Annotated in this window: 21 protein-coding genes and 1 riboswitch; of the genes, 6 read left to right on the top strand and 15 right to left on the bottom strand. The window is 36.8% G+C overall.

The annotated features are described in order from the left end of the window. Position 1: 1 nt before the first annotated feature. The 12 genes from sufU to aroD all read right to left on the bottom strand — a co-directional run bounded on the left by sufU (position 2) and on the right by aroD (position 9,158). Entirely contained in the window at positions 2-439 is a 438-nt protein-coding gene (gene sufU, locus H9D55_RS03450) for a Fe-S cluster assembly sulfur transfer protein SufU (RefSeq protein WP_186076891.1), read from the bottom strand. Beyond that, complete coding sequence (locus H9D55_RS03455; protein WP_186076893.1) at positions 429-1,655, bottom strand: cysteine desulfurase; 1,227 nt, start codon at positions 1,653-1,655, stop codon at positions 429-431. The genes sufU and H9D55_RS03455 overlap by 11 nt, the downstream gene beginning before the upstream one ends. Before the next feature lie 16 nt (positions 1,656-1,671). Further along, positions 1,672-2,976 carry a Fe-S cluster assembly protein SufD gene (gene sufD, locus H9D55_RS03460; RefSeq protein WP_186076895.1) on the bottom strand — a complete coding sequence of 435 codons (1,305 nt, stop codon included), beginning with the start codon at positions 2,974-2,976 and terminating at the stop codon, positions 1,672-1,674. A 15-nt stretch (positions 2,977-2,991) separates the two neighbouring features. Beyond that, positions 2,992-3,771, bottom strand: coding sequence for a Fe-S cluster assembly ATPase SufC (sufC, locus tag H9D55_RS03465; RefSeq protein ID WP_186076897.1), 780 nt, complete (start codon positions 3,769-3,771; stop codon positions 2,992-2,994). A gap of 220 nt (positions 3,772-3,991) precedes the next feature. Next, on the bottom strand, positions 3,992-4,348 hold the full coding sequence (locus tag H9D55_RS03470) for a DUF4870 domain-containing protein (protein ID WP_186076899.1): 357 nt from the start codon (positions 4,346-4,348) through the stop codon (positions 3,992-3,994). Positions 4,349-4,424: 76 nt separating this feature from the next. Then, positions 4,425-5,222 carry a MetQ/NlpA family ABC transporter substrate-binding protein gene (locus H9D55_RS03475; protein ID WP_186076901.1) on the bottom strand — a complete coding sequence of 266 codons (798 nt, stop codon included), beginning with the start codon at positions 5,220-5,222 and terminating at the stop codon, positions 4,425-4,427. A gap of 32 nt (positions 5,223-5,254) precedes the next feature. After that, positions 5,255-5,938, bottom strand: coding sequence for a methionine ABC transporter permease (locus tag H9D55_RS03480; RefSeq protein WP_280899834.1), 684 nt, complete (start codon positions 5,936-5,938; stop codon positions 5,255-5,257). After that, positions 5,935-6,954 carry a methionine ABC transporter ATP-binding protein gene (locus H9D55_RS03485; protein WP_186076903.1) on the bottom strand — a complete coding sequence of 340 codons (1,020 nt, stop codon included), beginning with the start codon at positions 6,952-6,954 and terminating at the stop codon, positions 5,935-5,937. Before H9D55_RS03485 ends, H9D55_RS03480 begins: the two co-directional genes overlap by 4 nt. A gap of 74 nt (positions 6,955-7,028) precedes the next feature. Further along, positions 7,029-7,126: riboswitch (SAM riboswitch) on the bottom strand. 39 nt (positions 7,127-7,165) lie between these two features. Continuing rightward, on the bottom strand, positions 7,166-7,477 hold the full coding sequence (locus H9D55_RS03490) for a thioredoxin family protein (RefSeq protein WP_186076905.1): 312 nt from the start codon (positions 7,475-7,477) through the stop codon (positions 7,166-7,168). 49 nt (positions 7,478-7,526) lie between these two features. Next, positions 7,527-7,907: a glycine cleavage system protein GcvH gene (gene gcvH / locus H9D55_RS03495; RefSeq protein WP_186076907.1), complete on the bottom strand. Its 381-nt coding sequence runs from the start codon at positions 7,905-7,907 to the stop codon at positions 7,527-7,529. Positions 7,908-8,116: 209 nt separating this feature from the next. Beyond that, entirely contained in the window at positions 8,117-8,473 is a 357-nt protein-coding gene (locus H9D55_RS03500) for a Spx/MgsR family RNA polymerase-binding regulatory protein (RefSeq protein ID WP_186076909.1), read from the bottom strand. Then, complete coding sequence (gene aroD / locus H9D55_RS03505; RefSeq protein ID WP_186076911.1) at positions 8,466-9,158, bottom strand: type I 3-dehydroquinate dehydratase; 693 nt, start codon at positions 9,156-9,158, stop codon at positions 8,466-8,468. Before aroD ends, H9D55_RS03500 begins: the two co-directional genes overlap by 8 nt. A 78-nt stretch (positions 9,159-9,236) precedes the next feature. On the opposite strand from aroD, the gene H9D55_RS03510 reads away from it, so the two are divergent. Both H9D55_RS03510 and H9D55_RS03515 read left to right on the top strand, forming a co-directional pair. Further along, on the top strand, positions 9,237-9,767 hold the full coding sequence (locus tag H9D55_RS03510; RefSeq protein WP_186076913.1) for a hypothetical protein: 531 nt from the start codon (positions 9,237-9,239) through the stop codon (positions 9,765-9,767). A gap of 292 nt (positions 9,768-10,059) precedes the next feature. Next, on the top strand, positions 10,060-10,743 hold the full coding sequence (locus tag H9D55_RS03515) for a phosphoribosylaminoimidazolesuccinocarboxamide synthase (protein WP_186076915.1): 684 nt from the start codon (positions 10,060-10,062) through the stop codon (positions 10,741-10,743). Between the two features lie 53 nt (positions 10,744-10,796). Here H9D55_RS03515 and H9D55_RS03520 read toward each other — a convergent pair whose 3' ends face one another. Continuing rightward, a complete protein-coding gene (locus H9D55_RS03520) occupies positions 10,797-11,252 on the bottom strand; it encodes a DUF523 domain-containing protein (protein WP_186076917.1) in 456 nt (151 codons plus the stop codon). Between the two features lie 97 nt (positions 11,253-11,349). Here H9D55_RS03520 and H9D55_RS03525 point away from each other — a divergent pair, with 97 nt between their 5' ends. Then, complete coding sequence (locus tag H9D55_RS03525) at positions 11,350-11,919, top strand: GNAT family N-acetyltransferase (RefSeq protein ID WP_186076919.1); 570 nt, start codon at positions 11,350-11,352, stop codon at positions 11,917-11,919. A gap of 125 nt (positions 11,920-12,044) precedes the next feature. Here the strand turns inward: H9D55_RS03525 and H9D55_RS03530 are convergent, their stop codons facing one another. After that, the gene (locus tag H9D55_RS03530) at positions 12,045-12,245 is read right to left on the bottom strand and encodes a cold-shock protein (protein ID WP_186076921.1); all 201 of its coding nucleotides are present in this window, start codon (positions 12,243-12,245) and stop codon (positions 12,045-12,047) included. A gap of 259 nt (positions 12,246-12,504) precedes the next feature. Between H9D55_RS03530 and H9D55_RS03535 the strand changes: the two genes are divergently transcribed. Further along, positions 12,505-13,107 carry a hypothetical protein gene (locus H9D55_RS03535; protein ID WP_186076923.1) on the top strand — a complete coding sequence of 201 codons (603 nt, stop codon included), beginning with the start codon at positions 12,505-12,507 and terminating at the stop codon, positions 13,105-13,107. A 47-nt stretch (positions 13,108-13,154) separates the two neighbouring features. Here H9D55_RS03535 and H9D55_RS03540 read toward each other — a convergent pair whose 3' ends face one another. Then, a complete protein-coding gene (locus H9D55_RS03540; protein ID WP_186076924.1) occupies positions 13,155-13,355 on the bottom strand; it encodes a cold-shock protein in 201 nt (66 codons plus the stop codon). Positions 13,356-13,712: 357 nt separating this feature from the next. Here H9D55_RS03540 and H9D55_RS03545 point away from each other — a divergent pair, with 357 nt between their 5' ends. Beyond that, positions 13,713-14,270 carry a GNAT family N-acetyltransferase gene (locus tag H9D55_RS03545; RefSeq protein WP_186076925.1) on the top strand — a complete coding sequence of 186 codons (558 nt, stop codon included), beginning with the start codon at positions 13,713-13,715 and terminating at the stop codon, positions 14,268-14,270. 727 nt (positions 14,271-14,997) lie between these two features. Beyond that, positions 14,998-15,709, top strand: a 712-nt coding sequence (locus tag H9D55_RS03550) for an acyltransferase family protein (RefSeq protein WP_186076926.1), incomplete at its 3' end; no start/stop codon positions are given.

The raw sequence follows: 15,709 nt of genomic DNA on the forward strand, positions 1-15,709 counted from the left end.
ATTATTCGTGCGCTTCTGGGAAGCCTTTTTCAAGAGCTTTCCATGATAGAGTTGCACATTTGATACGTGCTGGGAATTGACTGACACCAGATAATGCTTCCGCATCACCCATGTCTTCCGCGATTTCATAGTCTTCCCCAAGCATCATCTTACTAAATTCATCGCCCATCTCGAGTGCGCGTTCAACGGTTTGTCCTTTAACTGCTTCAGTCATCATAGATGCACTCGCCATAGAAATCGAGCAACCATGGCCATTAAATTTCACATCTTTAATGATGCCTTCCTCAACTTCTAGATTTAACTGAATCTCGTCCCCACAAGTCGGATTATTCATATCGATTGTCAGTGTTCCAGATTCTAATGCGCCTTTATTTCTCGGATGCTTATAGTGATCCATAATTACTGAACGATAAAGGCTCTCTAAGTTATTAAAATTCATACGAGAAAAACTCCTTTGTGCGTTCGAGTCCTTTAATTAATGAGTCGATGTCTTCTTTAGTGTTATAGATATAGAAACTTGCACGTGCTGTTGAATTTGTACCGAGCCATTTCATGAGTGGTTGAGCACAGTGATGCCCTGCACGAACAGCGATACCTTCTGAGTCTAAAGCTGTCGCTAAATCATGTGGATGAACGCCATCCATATTGAACGTGATTAGACCTGCACGCTTATCGCTTGATGGACCATAAATCTGAATACCTTCAACCTCGGACATGCGGTTATATGCATATTTTACAAGTTCCTCTTCGTAATCATGAATATTATCCATGCCGATTTCTTCAAGATAATCGATTGCTGCACCAAGTGCAATTGCTTCAGCAATCATTGGTGTCCCTGCTTCAAACTTGACAGGTAGGTCTGTCCAAGTAGACGTCTCTTTATACACATAATCAATCATGTCCCCACCGTATTCCGTTGGTTCCATTTGTTCTAAGAGTTCCACCTTACCGTATAACACACCAATACCTGTAGGTCCAAGCATCTTATGCGCACTGAACGCATAGAAGTCTACATCTAAATCAACAACATCCACTTTCATATGTGGCACAGCCTGCGCACCATCAACAACAATGTATGCGCCATGATCGTGTGCAATTTTTGCAAATGTCTTGATGTCATTAATCGTGCCTAAAACGTTAGACACATGAGTGATTGCTAAGATTTTCGTCTTCTCAGACATAACAGACTGAACACTCTCTTCAGCAATCGTACCGTCTTCTTCAATCGGAACAAAGACGAGTTTCGCATTCTTTCTTTTTGCAACTTCTTGCCATGGAACGATGTTTGCATGGTGTTCCATCTCCGTCACCACAATCTCATCGCCTTCATTTATAACAAGGTCGCCTAGAGCGCGCGCAATCATATTTAATGAGGCTGTCGTACCACGTGTAAACACGATTTCTTCAAATCGTTTTGCACCGATAAACTTACGGACCTTCATGCGGGCTTGTTCGTAGTGATCTGTAGCAAGTGAACCGAGCGTATGAACGCCTCGGTGCACGTTTGCATTGTATTTTTTATAATATTCAACTTGTTTATTGACAACAACATTCGGAGTTAAACTCGTAGCTGAAGTGTCTAGATAGTTGAGGTCTTTCCCATTGACTTTCTCGTTTAGAATATCGAAATCACTTCGGATTTTTTGAATGTCCAATTGGGCGCCTCCTTTTTTAATTCACAATTTTTTCTTCAATTACTGATACAAGTAAATTCTTAACTGATTCAATTGGGATACTCTCGACAACAGGTGCTAAGAATCCATGAATCACAAGTCTTTCAGCTTCTTCACGTTTTAAACCACGGCTCATTAGGTAGAAGAGCTGGATCTCATCTACTTGACCAGCAGAAGCTGCATGTCCTGCTACTACTTCGTCTTCGTCAATTAATAGGATTGGGTTCGCATCTCCACGCGCGTTCGGTGAAAGCATGAGTACACGTGATTCTTGTTGTGCATCTGCATTCGTCGCACCATGCTTAATGTAACCAATTCCGTTAAATACGCTTGACGCACTGTCTTTCATAACACCGTGTTTTAAGATATTACCCGTTGTTTCTTTTCCATAGTGGATTACTTCAGTAGTGAAGTTAGACTTTTGGTTGCCACGTCCAACGTGTACGATTTTTACGTCTGATGAAGACCCGTGGCCCATTAAGTAAGTTGTGTTGTCATAAATCACATCAGAATCGTTCATGAGTCCGAGTGCCCAATCTATAACAGCATCGTTTCCAGTTACACCACGGCGAACAACATATCCAACGACTTCTTTTGCTAAGAAGTCTACTGCACCGTACTTGATTCTTGCGTTATCGTTCGCAATGACTTCAGATACGATGTTTAATTTACCTTGAGCTGATTCTAAAGTTGTCACATAGTTTTCAACGTATGTGACTTCAGCACCAGTATCAGCTACTACAATGACGTGATTGAAGAGTGATGCTTTTTCGTCATCATGCAAAACAACCATTTGGATCGGAGATTTCACTTGAACATTCTTAGGAACATAAATGAATACCCCACCGTTTAATAGTGCTGCATGGTAAGCAGTAAGTTTGTTTTCATCAATTTTAACTGCATCAGTCATGAAGTATTTTTCTAAAAGTTCTGGGTGGTTATGTGCAGCATCAAAGATACTTTCAACGATCACACCTTGTGACTTTAAGTCGTCGCTAACTTTAGTGAACGCAGTCGTATTGTTATGTTGAATAATTACGTTTTCAACAGTTTCAATATCGATAACTTCACGTACAGCTTCTGGTAATTCTTCTAGTGAACCAAAAACATCTGATTCTACAAATTGATCTGTTACAGTGAAGAAGTCCCACTTAGATACGCGTGTCTTGTCTGGTTTAATCATGTCAAGACTGTTTAATTTGTCAAGTGCTTCTGTTCTCTTTTCAGTTAAGAACGCACTCTCACCACGAGACTTACTCGCTTCAAGAATTTCATTCTTATTAATAACAAATTCGTTTTCCATTGTGATCCTCCTGTATTATTCTGCTTCTACTGTTACGTCTTCGATACCTAACTCATCTTTAATCCAGTCGTAACCTTCGTTCTCAAGACGCTCTGCAAGTTCTTTTCCACCTGATTTTACAACTTTACCTTGCATCATAACGTGTACGAAGTCTGGTTCGATGTAGTTCAGTAGACGTTGGTAGTGTGTAATAATAAGTGATCCAAAGTCTGGTCCACGAAGTGCGTTGATTCCTTTAGAAACAACCTTTAATGCGTCGATGTCTAATCCTGAGTCAATTTCGTCTAAGATAGCGAATTTTGGCTCTAGCATCATAAGCTGTAAGATTTCGTTACGTTTCTTTTCCCCACCAGAGAAACCTTCGTTTAAGTAACGCGTTGCCATATCTTGGTCCATTTCTAGGTGGTCCATGTTTTTATCTAATTTCTTAATGAATTGCATTAAGTTAATTTCGTCGCCTTCTTCACGGCTCGCGTTGATTGCTGAGCGTAGGAAGTCAGAGTTTGTTACACCTGAAATTTCAGATGGGTATTGCATTGCTAAGAATAGACCCGCATGCGCACGCTCATCTACTTCTAATTCAAGAACGTTTTCACCATCTAAAAGTACTTCACCTTTAGTAACTTCATACGAAGGGTGACCCATAATCGCTTGTGCAAGTGTTGATTTACCTGTACCGTTAGGTCCCATTACAGCGTGAATTTCACCTTGTTTTATTGTAAGGTTTACACCTTTAAGTATTTCTTTGCCTTCGATTTCGACATGTAAGTCTTTAATTTCTAGAACAGATGTCATTCTTTAAATCCTCCAATAGATTTTATAGTTCATACCCTATCAGTTTATAATAATTCTAAATAATAGTCAAAATAATAGAGTATCCTTTAACTCTTCATATTATACCGTATTTCCTATGTATTTAAAAGGATACTCCCTCTTTCTTCACCTTTTCACCTAATGGAAAAAGCGTAAAAAAATAAGTCCTAAATGATTATGAAAATCATTTGGACTTATTTTTTTACTTAATAAATTTAATTGTCAATGGTGCTGTGTAACGTTCACCATTGTATGATTTCACTGCACCAACGATTGAAAAGATGATGACGAGTAATGACACAAGTGGTGCTAACACAAAGCCAACTAAAATAATCATTGAAATACTCGCTGCGACTAAATAAATCGTATAAGAAATCGAGAAGTTCAATACGTCAGCAAGTGCTTGACCTGTTTCAGGATCCTCATCTTTTTTCATTACCCATAAAATAATTGGAATAATAAATGTAGTTACAAGCGTCGATAGGTATGAAATCATAACAATCTGATTATCAAAACGTGAGTGATTAACAGGTTCAAATTCTTCTTTATTGTAATCCATGATTCTGCCTCCAAATAGATATATATTATATGATACCCCATTTAGAATGAACATAATCATTGGTTATTCTATACTATTATTCTGCCGGAATTACTGCTCCGTTGTAATTTTCTTCAATGAATTTCTGAATTTCTTCACTACGTAACACTTCTAGTAATTCTTTGAGTTGTTCATTATTTTCATCAGCAGTGCGAGCAATAACGATGTTTACGTACTCTGAGTCTGCGCTTTCAAGTTCGATTGCGTCCTCTGCAGGAGTGATACCTGCATCAATCGCAAAGTTAGCGTTAATGAAGAATACATCTGCTTCGTTGTTTTCATATGCTTTTGCCATGATTTCTGGTGCTGTTGTGTTATTGAAATCGAAGTTATGTGGGTTTTCATCAATATCTTCAACACGTGCTGTGATTGGGTCTACGCCTTCTTTAAGTGTGATTAAATCACGATCTGTAAAGAATTTAAGGATACGACCTTCGTCTGCGACGTTATTTGATAAGAAGATTTTTGCACCATCAGGTAGAGCATCAAATGAGTCATAATCATTAGAGTATGCTCCAATTGGTTCTAAATGAACTGCACCAAGGTTAACGAAGTCAAATCCTTCGTTCTCTACTAAGTTATTGAAGTATGGAATGTGTGCAAAGAAAGTCGCATCCGCATCTTCAGATTCAAGCAATTTATTCGGTGTAACATAGTCGTTTACCACTTTAACATCGAGTTTAATACCGCGTTCTTCAAGAAGTGGTTTAGCCTCCTCTAATATTTCTGCGTGAGGGACTGGTGTCGCAACAACTGTTAACTTATCTTCATTATTGCCACACGCCGATAGAACAAGTACTGAAACAAAAGTAAGTAAGAATAAAATTCTTTTCATTTGCATATCTCCTTAAAAATATTTATATTTAGTTATCGTTTATCGATCGCTTTTGCAACGGAATCGCCGATAATTTGTATCGCGAAAACGATAATTAATATCACAATTGTAGCGACCAGCGTAACATCCGGTTGATTACGCGTGAATCCAACCATGTATGCGAGACTTCCGAGTCCGCCGGCTCCGATTACCCCAGCAATTGCTGTAGAACCAACAAGCATGATCGCCGTAACCGTGATGCCTGAAACAAGTGCTGGTAAAGATTCTGGAATCAGAACTTTATAGATGAGTTCTAGTGTGCGAATACCCATCGACTCAGCCGCTTCAATCACACCTTTGTCGATTTCCTTTAACGCAATTTCAGCAAGTCGCGCGTAGAACGGTGCACTACCGATGATGAGTGCTGGCATCGCGCCCCACACACCCATGATTGTGCCCATTAACACTTTTGTGAATGGCATCAGTAAGATGATGAGGATGATGAACGGAATTGCACGGAATAAGTTTACGACGAATGAGGTCGCTCCGTATACTGGACCATTCGTTCGTCCTTTCTTTCTAGAAGATAAAAACAAGATGAGCCCTAGAATAACGCCAATCACGAATGCGAAAACTGTTGCGACACTTGTCATGATTAATGTTTCATATGTTGCCTGCCAGACAGCGTCTAGCTTCACGTGTTCAAATGAAAACATTTCTTTTAAAGCTTCAATCATTGTGCCACCTCCACTTTTACATTCTCTTTACTAAGCTCATCAATGACTGCGTATAGTAATTCTTCAGTGATATTTACTGCGATATACAGATGTCCGTATGATTCCTCATTTGTGTTTTTTATATTTCCTGAAAGTATATTGATATCTAAGTCAAACTTTTTCACGAGCATAGATACAATTGGTGCACGTGCACCTGTTCCAACGAATCCGAGTTTTAGAATTGTTGCATTTGGGAATGTCTTTTTAATACTTTCAATTTGAAGCTCGGTATCTTCATCGTCTATGTCGTCTCGGACAAAACGTTTTGTTACACCGTGTTCAGGGTTTTGGAATAATTTTAGGACTGGTGCGACTTCAACGACGCGTCCGTCTTCCATTACCGCAGCACGGTCACAGATCTTGCGTATCACTTCCATCTCATGCGTGATTAACACAATTGTAAGTCCGAGTGTTTCACGGATCTCGAGTAGTAAGTTTAGAACTTCTTCTGTTGTCTCAGGATCTAAGGCACTTGTTGCCTCATCACAGAGAAGCACTTCCGGACGATTTGAAAGGGCACGCGCAATTCCGACACGTTGCTTTTGTCCACCTGAGAGTTCACTCGGATAGTTGTGCTCTCTTCCTCTGAGTCCTACAAGGTCGATGAGTTCATCTGCACGCTTTTCACGTTCTTCCTTTTTTAGACCTGCGATTTCAAGTGGCATCATGATGTTTTCTTTAACTGTACGTGACCAAAGCAGGTTGAAGTGTTGGAAAATCATCGATACTTTCTGACGCTTCTTGCGAAGTTCTTTTTTAGAGAGCGCTCCAATTGAATCGTCGCCGATAATGATTTCACCACTTGTTGGAAGTTCGAGCCCATTTAGAAGCCTGATCAATGTAGACTTACCTGCACCCGAATATCCAATGATTCCAAAGATTTCACCTTTGTCAATTGTGAGTGAGACATCCTTCACCGCTTCGATTTTTTGCGATTTTGTCTCAAATATTTTGCTTACCTTTAATATATCGATCAACTTACATCATCCTATTTAAAATTTGCTATTAAAAAAGCCTACTCCAATTTTATATGAGTAGGCAGAACGTTCGCCTCTCATCTTCGAAATTAATTCAGTGATTTGGCACCTTGTCATAAAGACGGTTGCCGTGGCTTCATAGGGCACTTCCCTCCACCACTCTTGATAAGAGCTAGCTATTTAATTGAAATCTATCGTACCACTCATTTTCTTACTCGTCAATATTTTTGAAAAATTCAACTAAATTCGTGACGCTTTCAAAACGGTAGAGTGATTTAACACACGCACCATTTTTGAAAGCCATGAGTACGGGCACGCTTTTTATTTTGTAAGTCTCAATGAAATCCTCGTGATAATTTAAATCTGCTTTCTTAACTTCAGTTGGAACGACTTCCATAGCGATGTTTAAGAAGCGCTCGGCAAGCGCACACGTTGCGCAGATTGGGGTAAACCCGTAGACAACGTTAATTCCTGGTTTATTGATATGTCTATTTAGTTCATCTTTTGATAATTGTTTTTTCATAAATACCCTCTAAAAGAAAAAACTCTAGACAATGTCTAGAGTTGTGAAATTAAGCGTTAGTCATCTCATCGTATGCTGCAGCGTCCATTAAAGTATCTACTTCAGACTCATCTGAAAGTTCTACTTTAATCATCCACGCGTCTTCGTACGGAGATTCGTTAACCAGTTCAGGACTATCTTCAAGCGCTTCGTTTACAGCAACAACTGTACCTGATACAGGAGCATATAATTCTGAAACAGTCTTAACAGACTCAACAGAACCGAACGAATCGCCTTTAGTGACTTCATCGCCTTCTTCAGGAAGTTCTACGAATACGATGTCGCCAAGCTCTGACTGAGCGAACTCAGTAATTCCAAGCGTAACCGTATTACCTTCAGATTTTACCCATTCATGATCTTCAGAATACTTTAAGTTCTCTGGTGATGCCATTTATAAAAACCCCCTATAAGTTAATACCTTAATTGTGTCATAAATAATCATTTAAAACAATATATATAATAGCGTTTACGCACAAAAATGACGAAAAGCATGGTTTATTGACAGTTTTGTAAGAAAAAATGCACACACTACTTAGAGTCGCTTTAAATTAGGCAGAACACGCTTCGTGAGTTAGGTTGAGTTTTCACCCGTTAGTACTCTTACAACTGCAACTTCTCTATATATTCATCCTCTTTAAACCCTAAGAACACGCCGGCTTCGTAGTCGACCATTGGTCGCTTGATAAGCATGCCGTCTTTTGATAAAAGTTCCAACTTCTCATAGTAAGATAAGTCGCCGAGTGCTTCTTTTAGGTTAAGTTCTTTGAACGCCTTTCCGCGTGAGTTGAAAAACGCATCTACATTGCGACCACTCTGTTTCACTAGACGATCCAGTGCTTCAACTGATGGTGGTGCTGCTACCATGTCCACCGCTTCAAACTCTAATCCTTTTTCTTCTAAAAATTTTTTCGCTTTTCTACACGTCGTACACTTTGGATATTCATATACTTTAATCATTTGTACCTCCATAAATTTTTCTTAACTTTTCTACAGTCACTTGACCGGGCGCTTGTGGCATATTAATCGTGCCATACGTAAATCTCGACGCATGTTCAACACTCGTGCGCGTCTCTTGCCCAAGTTCACCCATCGAAATCGCCGTTACAATATCACCATATTTTTCCTTAGTTTCATTGAGCAGTAATACTACTCTCGCCACGTCTTCTTTACTGATTGGCATATAAGCGATCTTAAAGAAGTCACCCTGCGCGGCATTCATCTCTTCAATTATACCATTCATAACCGCATCAGTCGGTGTACCTTCAAAATCATGATGACTCAGCACTACCTTAGAGTAGCGCTTTAACTGCTCAATAATTGTTGGATTACTCTGCTGCAAGATCTCCACATCGACGTACTCTACTGGAATCGATTTTTGAACTGTCGCTAAATGTAGAAGATATTCTTCGCCAAGAAGATCTCCTTTCCCACCATCCGCTTTCGTGCGATATGTGTAGAGAATTGGCTTATCAATAGAATCGCGAATCATAGAAATCGCTCGCACCAGCGTGTTTACGTCTTTGAAGAAATCACCACGTACTTCAATGATGTCGAACGCGTCACGTACACTACGCATCTCCATGATTTCATCTTGTAGTTTAGAAAGCGTTCCGCTCTCCAGAGTCAAAATAATTTCAGTCATAATCTACCGCCCTCAATTGTTGCTATTATTTAAAAATGATACCATAAAACTGATATATAAACGAATGGAGCAATACGTATGAAACGACTTCTCTTACTATTAACACTCACCTTAATTTTATCAGCATGTGCGACAGATACGACGCAAGATAAACACATAGAAAACACTCAGGCGCCAAATGCCGATATTACTAAAAAGAAAGAAATTGAAGCGGATACTCTTCCAACTGATATTCGTCTTCAATTAGGTGAACATGCTGTTATTGACAACATAGAAATAATAATTAACAATGCAGAGTTCATAGAAGACCGAATTCCGGATCACTTCGAGACGTTTGAATACGTCATGAAGCTCAATGTGACTTATAAAAATAATTCGGATACGGTATTCCCGGCAGGTCGTGACATCACACTGACAGTAAACGACGAGACAGAAGCGACGTATTACAATATGGAAGGGACACTACTCGAAGACGTGAATCCAGGAGAATCTACGACTGGGGATATATATTATGCATTTAACGGTCAACCCGAACGACTCACTGCTAAGTTCGAACCAATACTAAACACTAAAGGAGACCATGCATTATTTGATGTTATGTCAAAATAAAAAGAAACGCGCATCCGAAGATGCGCGTTTCTTTTTTCATGAATTACGTTTAGTACTTATCTATTACCCGGTAATTAAAACGTTAAACCTAAAAAATACTTTTCCTCAAAATAATTAAATACAATAAGTAAAGATATGTCTATCTAAAACGTTATATCTAATTTTCTCACAATGGTTCGTTGTATATTCCCTTAGAATGAACGACACATTTTTAAAAATTTCTTTTATAAAATGACAACGTCGCAATTTCTTTGTATGATAAGAATATAAATTTATTAGTGAGGGGTATTTCATGGAACAGATTTATAAAGGTAAAACAAAAGACGTTTACAGAGATTCAAATGGGGACATTGTTCTTTTCTTCAAAGATGATATGACCGGTAAAGATGGTGTGTTTGACCCAGGCGAAAACCAAGTTGGACTGACTGTTAAAGGTTCTGGTCTTGCTGGACTCAAAATGACAACATATTTCTTCGAACTATTAAACGATTTAGATATCCCCACTCACTTTATTTCAAGTAATTTTGACAAGAATGAAATGCGTGTGCGTGAAGTGACGACATTCGGTGATGGATTAGAAGTGATTTGTCGCTACGTTGCTACAGGCAGTTATTATAGACGTTACGGTAAATATATTGAAGACGGCACGGTACTCGAGAATCCAATCGTGGAATTCACACTAAAAGACGATGAACGACAAGATCCAGTCGCATCCAAAGAAACACTCAATGCGCTCGATCTTTTACATGCAGATGAATACGATACAATCGCAGCATTAACAGTAAGAATTTGTGACGTTGTTAAAGAAAAATTAACTGAAAAAGGTTTAGACCTATATGACATCAAGCTTGAGTTCGGTAGAGATCATGAAACGAATGAAATTTTACTCATCGATGAAATTTCAGGTGGTAACATGCGTGTATTTAAAGGTGAAGAAAACATTCACCCTCTAGAAATTGGCACCTACTTATTATAAGAATAATGAAAACGCGCATGGGTATCTCAAACACCAATGCGCGTTTTCTCTTATTAATTTTCCATAAAATAACTATGTTCATCATATACATCGATTCCATTGTTTAAAAACAAAGCTGTCGTCACTCCCACCCCGGGGTTAAGCTGTCCAGAAAAATTCCCATCATAAATATTAACCGAACTACAGGACGGACTATTCGCTTTTAATATTACTGTATTACACTTCATTTCTTGTACAATCTCTAGCGTTCGAGCTGCCCCTCTTTTATAAGCTTCCGTAACATCTTCGCCTTTATGTGTAATGACCCGTGCCGACCCTTCCCACACATTAAAGCCGTCTCCACCAACAATTTCTGCAGGATCTCTAGGTGTGCTGAGTCCACCGAGCACTTCTGGACACGCACTTATCGCTTGACCACTCTCAATGAGTGCGTTACAACGTGCATCATACTTTGCTTTACCATCGTATCTTACTTTTTGTCCAACCAAACATGCGCTAATTAATATCATAGACTCACTCCATACTTTAAGCATACATTCATTTTTAATATATTTACACCACTAATTTGTTACGATTATAATATCAAATATTAAAGGATGCATTTAAATGATACGCTTAGCACGTAAAGAAGATAAACATCAGATTGCAGAATTAATTTACATCATATGGAACGACATGGAACTCGACATCGTTCGATCATTACCAAGAGATACTGTATTGGAGGTACTCGCTTTAGCAATTGAAACAGTTGAATATCGTAATTCATATCGCCATATTTATGTCTACGAGGTGGACGGTAATGTTGCGGGATGCATCGTTGGTTATCCTGGAGCTAAGGAGATGACTTTTGAGAATGCATGGCATGATTTAGATGTCACTGAAGAAATCAAATCATTTGGTACACCATTACCAGAAAAAGAGGCAAGAAATGATGAGATTTACATCGAATCCGTCGCAACTTTTCCAGAATATAGAGGTCAAGGCATTGCATCAAAGCTCTTTAAGCATTTACTCAACACTGACAAAAATGCAAAGTGGGGGTTAATTTGCGAAAAAGATAATGTTGGCGCACAAGCTTTATATAAACGACTTGGGTTTAAGATTGACGGTGAAACCACTTTATATGGCCATGATTATCACCATATGACATATCAAATAAATGAGAGCGTTATATAATGTGGATCCTTATAAGAATTGAACACTGTAGGCCTAAGACTCCTATTTCAATTAATGAATTGATGTAATAACAAAAAATACCCTTACTAAAATTTTAGTAAGGGTATTTTTAAATAGATATTCAATTATCTAGCTACTACGTTATCTGCTTGAAGTCCACGTTGTCCTTCAGTGATATCGAATTCTACTGTTTGGCCTTCTTCAAGTGACTTGTATCCGTCACCTACGATTGATGAAAAGTGAACGAATAAATCGTCTCCGTCTTCTCTCTCGATGAAACCAAAACCTTTTTCTGAGTTAAACCATTTTACTGTACCGTTATTCATATTGAATACCTCCGTGTGCTTTTGCACAAATATTTGTAACAAATTCATTTATCTAAACTGAGGATATTCAAAAACAATACACTACATTTAAACTCACGATTCTTTATTACTTAATTACTATTATACACACAAAACATATGTTTGTATATAGATAACACTTAAATAAATTTCATATACGTCGAATCGTTAGATTTACTGCGTGTTAATCTTTAATATAAAGGGTACTCTATCATTAACTGACGTTAAGGAGGAAAGACTGATGTTTGGTCTAAATGATTTAATTAGCTTAATTATATCTATATTTATCATCCTACCTGTGGTCGCTTTTATTAGAGAAGCTTCATACCTTCTCGCAGGTGCACTTGTCGGTGTTGAGAATGCTCGGGTGACCATTGGATCGGGTCGAAAGTTATTTAAAATTAACATGCTTGGTTTAGGTCAACTAGAAGTGCGGAGAAATTATCACCTATACAGCTGGTTTTCCTTTGATGACTTAAAGAAAAATAGCATTCTAAAATATATCATTTTATATGCAAGTCCTATCGTTGTAAATGCGACAATTGGTATTACATTAAATGCGTTGATCGCAAATGGATATTTTGATGAATATGCGACCTTTTTTAACCGTTTTATATTTTACATTTTCTTTTATGTATTACTCGACGCTCTTCCTATGCACACAATTAACGGTATGCCAAACAACGGTCAAATTATAATGGATTTAATATTACACGGTAAAAGAGTCGATTCAAGTCGTGATCACTTTATTCCATCTACTTCAGAAGTGGATGATCACTATGAAACTGTAAAAGAAGACTTAGAGGGCTTAAAAGATGACATAGATGACATAAAAAATAAATAAAAACCCCCTTTACTAGATACTCTAGTAAGGGGGTTTTTAATCTATGATTATGCAGTAACTACGTTATCTGCTTGAAGTCCACGTTGTCCTTCAGTGATATCAAATTCCACTTTTTGGCCTTCTTCAAGTGACTTATATCCGTCACCTACGATTGATGAGAAGTGAACGAATAAATCGTCTCCGTCTTCTCTCTCGATGAAACCAAAACCTTTTTCTGAGTTAAACCATTTTACTGTACCGTTATTCATATTGAATACCTCCGTGTGCTTTTGCACAAATATTTGTAACAAATTTCATTTATCTAACTGAGGATATTCAAAAACAATACACTACATTTAAACTCACGAGCCTTGATTACTTATATACTTAGTATACACCCATATATTGCTCTTGTATATAGATATCGCCTAAATAATTAGTTTTATTTATGTTATCTATTCGTTTTTCTTATAATAGCTGATACCTAGGCCTTTTTCAGAAAAAATAATTAACGATTTTATTAAATTAATCGGCTAGAATAAGATAATTATATTAAAAACGATGTCATTTCCTTCTCTATTTAATCTTTGTTACTATAATTTATATACTATAAAAGGAGTGATTGGTTGATTCGTAAATCAGAACAAAAAGACAATACGGAAATCGCAAAGCTAATTTATATCATATGGGATGGTATGAACCTTGAGATGATTGATCATTTTGAAAAGGGTAAAGTATTATCAGCAATCGAAACATGTCTCGCTGATGAAGACTTTATAAACTCTGAAAGAACGATTCATGTATATGAAAAAGATGACGCTGTTGCAGGCTGCGTGGTCACTTATCCTGGCCACACAGAATTTAGGTTTAAACGTGTATGGGAGAAACTTAAGTTTGATGAAGTATTTAAACCGTATAGTCCACCACTTGAGGTGAAAGAAGCAAGAGATGATGAAATGTACATAGATAGTGTTGTAACGTTTAAAGAATATCGTGGACAAGGCATCGCAACACAACTACTTAAATATTTACTCGATAGCAAAAACGATCGTCCGTGGGGACTCATTTGTGAAGTAGAAAATGAGAAAGCACTCAACCTGTATTTAAAGATGGGCTTTATAAAAGATGAAATCGTGAACCTTTATGGGCATGATTACTATCATATGACATATAAAAATATATAAAAACATACCCAGTTCATTTACTGAACTGGGTATGTTTATGTATGGAGACGGCGGGAGTTTCGTTACCGTCTTTTATTACGTATTCAAAATTAACTTAGGTGTTTACTAACTATATATGTGTATCTAGTTACTTCAAAACTTACTCCAAAACGATACTATAAGGGTAGATTTTTATAAACTACTATTATAACCTACTATATAGATGTGAAAGAATTTAAGTATCTTCTTATTCTCTTCTACAATTTATAATATTATATCCCTATTTAAATTATTTCACAAAAGATCCTCTCATCTTGGCTAAATGATCAATAACTTATGATTGCTATTTAATTTATTGAAAGACTGCCTTTTCAATGTTACTAATACTGTCATTCGTGAAGTTTAGGTTTCTCAGATAGTGGTTGTATATAAATATATATCAAATCTCAGACTTCTTGATATTGCTCTGGTAGCGTTGCATAAGATGCACACTTAATAATGTCACGGCCTCGTAGAATATTAAAGTTAAGTTTTTCATATGGTATATTTCAAATATTAAACTCTAGAAACTTCGCTTTTGGACTCAGAATATACGAATATATGTTTTTCTAGCGAATGCAAATAGTTGAATATTAATTACTAAGTTTTCTGTTTAGTAATTAATGATATTTGATTTTATTAATAATGAATAACTTATCTACTTCGTTTATAATAAATTTATAATAAATTTATATAAAGGAGTATATAAATGAGATTACATTATTTTGATAACGGAAAAGCTCTCGCGAGTATCTTAGGTATTTTTTATCATGCCGGCTTAATTTTCACTGTTCCATGGTTAATAAATGTTCCTACCGAATCATTTAACCAAGGTATCGGTATATTTACATTTTTTTCAAATTTATTTAGAATGCCACTTTTTATGTTTATAGCAGGATATTTCGCTATTTACTCCGTCTTTAAGTATTCTTTCCAAGACTTTCTTAAAAATAAATTACAAAGGCTTGGTCTACCACTTATAACTAGCTTGTTAACTCTTGTTTTTATTCAAACAATTTATAGTGAGGTTTTCTTTAAGAAAAATCTTTCTATTAATGAGGCTATTCATAGGATATTTCCATGGGATCATAATTTCACTTTATCGCATTTATGGTTTTTATACTTAGTTTTATTATTCAGTCTTATCCTCTATTTAGTTGTATATCATTTAAAGAGTGCTGAATCAATTTTTAATAAATTCAAAACAGCTCAGTTAAATTTAAACGGCTTTACAATAGATTTTATTTTAATTATGTTTATACTTTTAAGCTCCGTATCTTTTTATATAATTGAGTTAGCATTTCCAATACGACATGCATTATTACCATTCGCGGCATTCGGTAATTATCTACCGTATTTTTTAATGGGTATTCTTTTACATAATAACTATAATAAATACTCGGTTATATTTCTAAGTTACT

It is taken from the genome of Phocicoccus pinnipedialis (assembly GCF_903994035.1).
Lineage (GTDB): Bacteria > Bacillota > Bacilli > Staphylococcales > Salinicoccaceae > Phocicoccus > Phocicoccus pinnipedialis.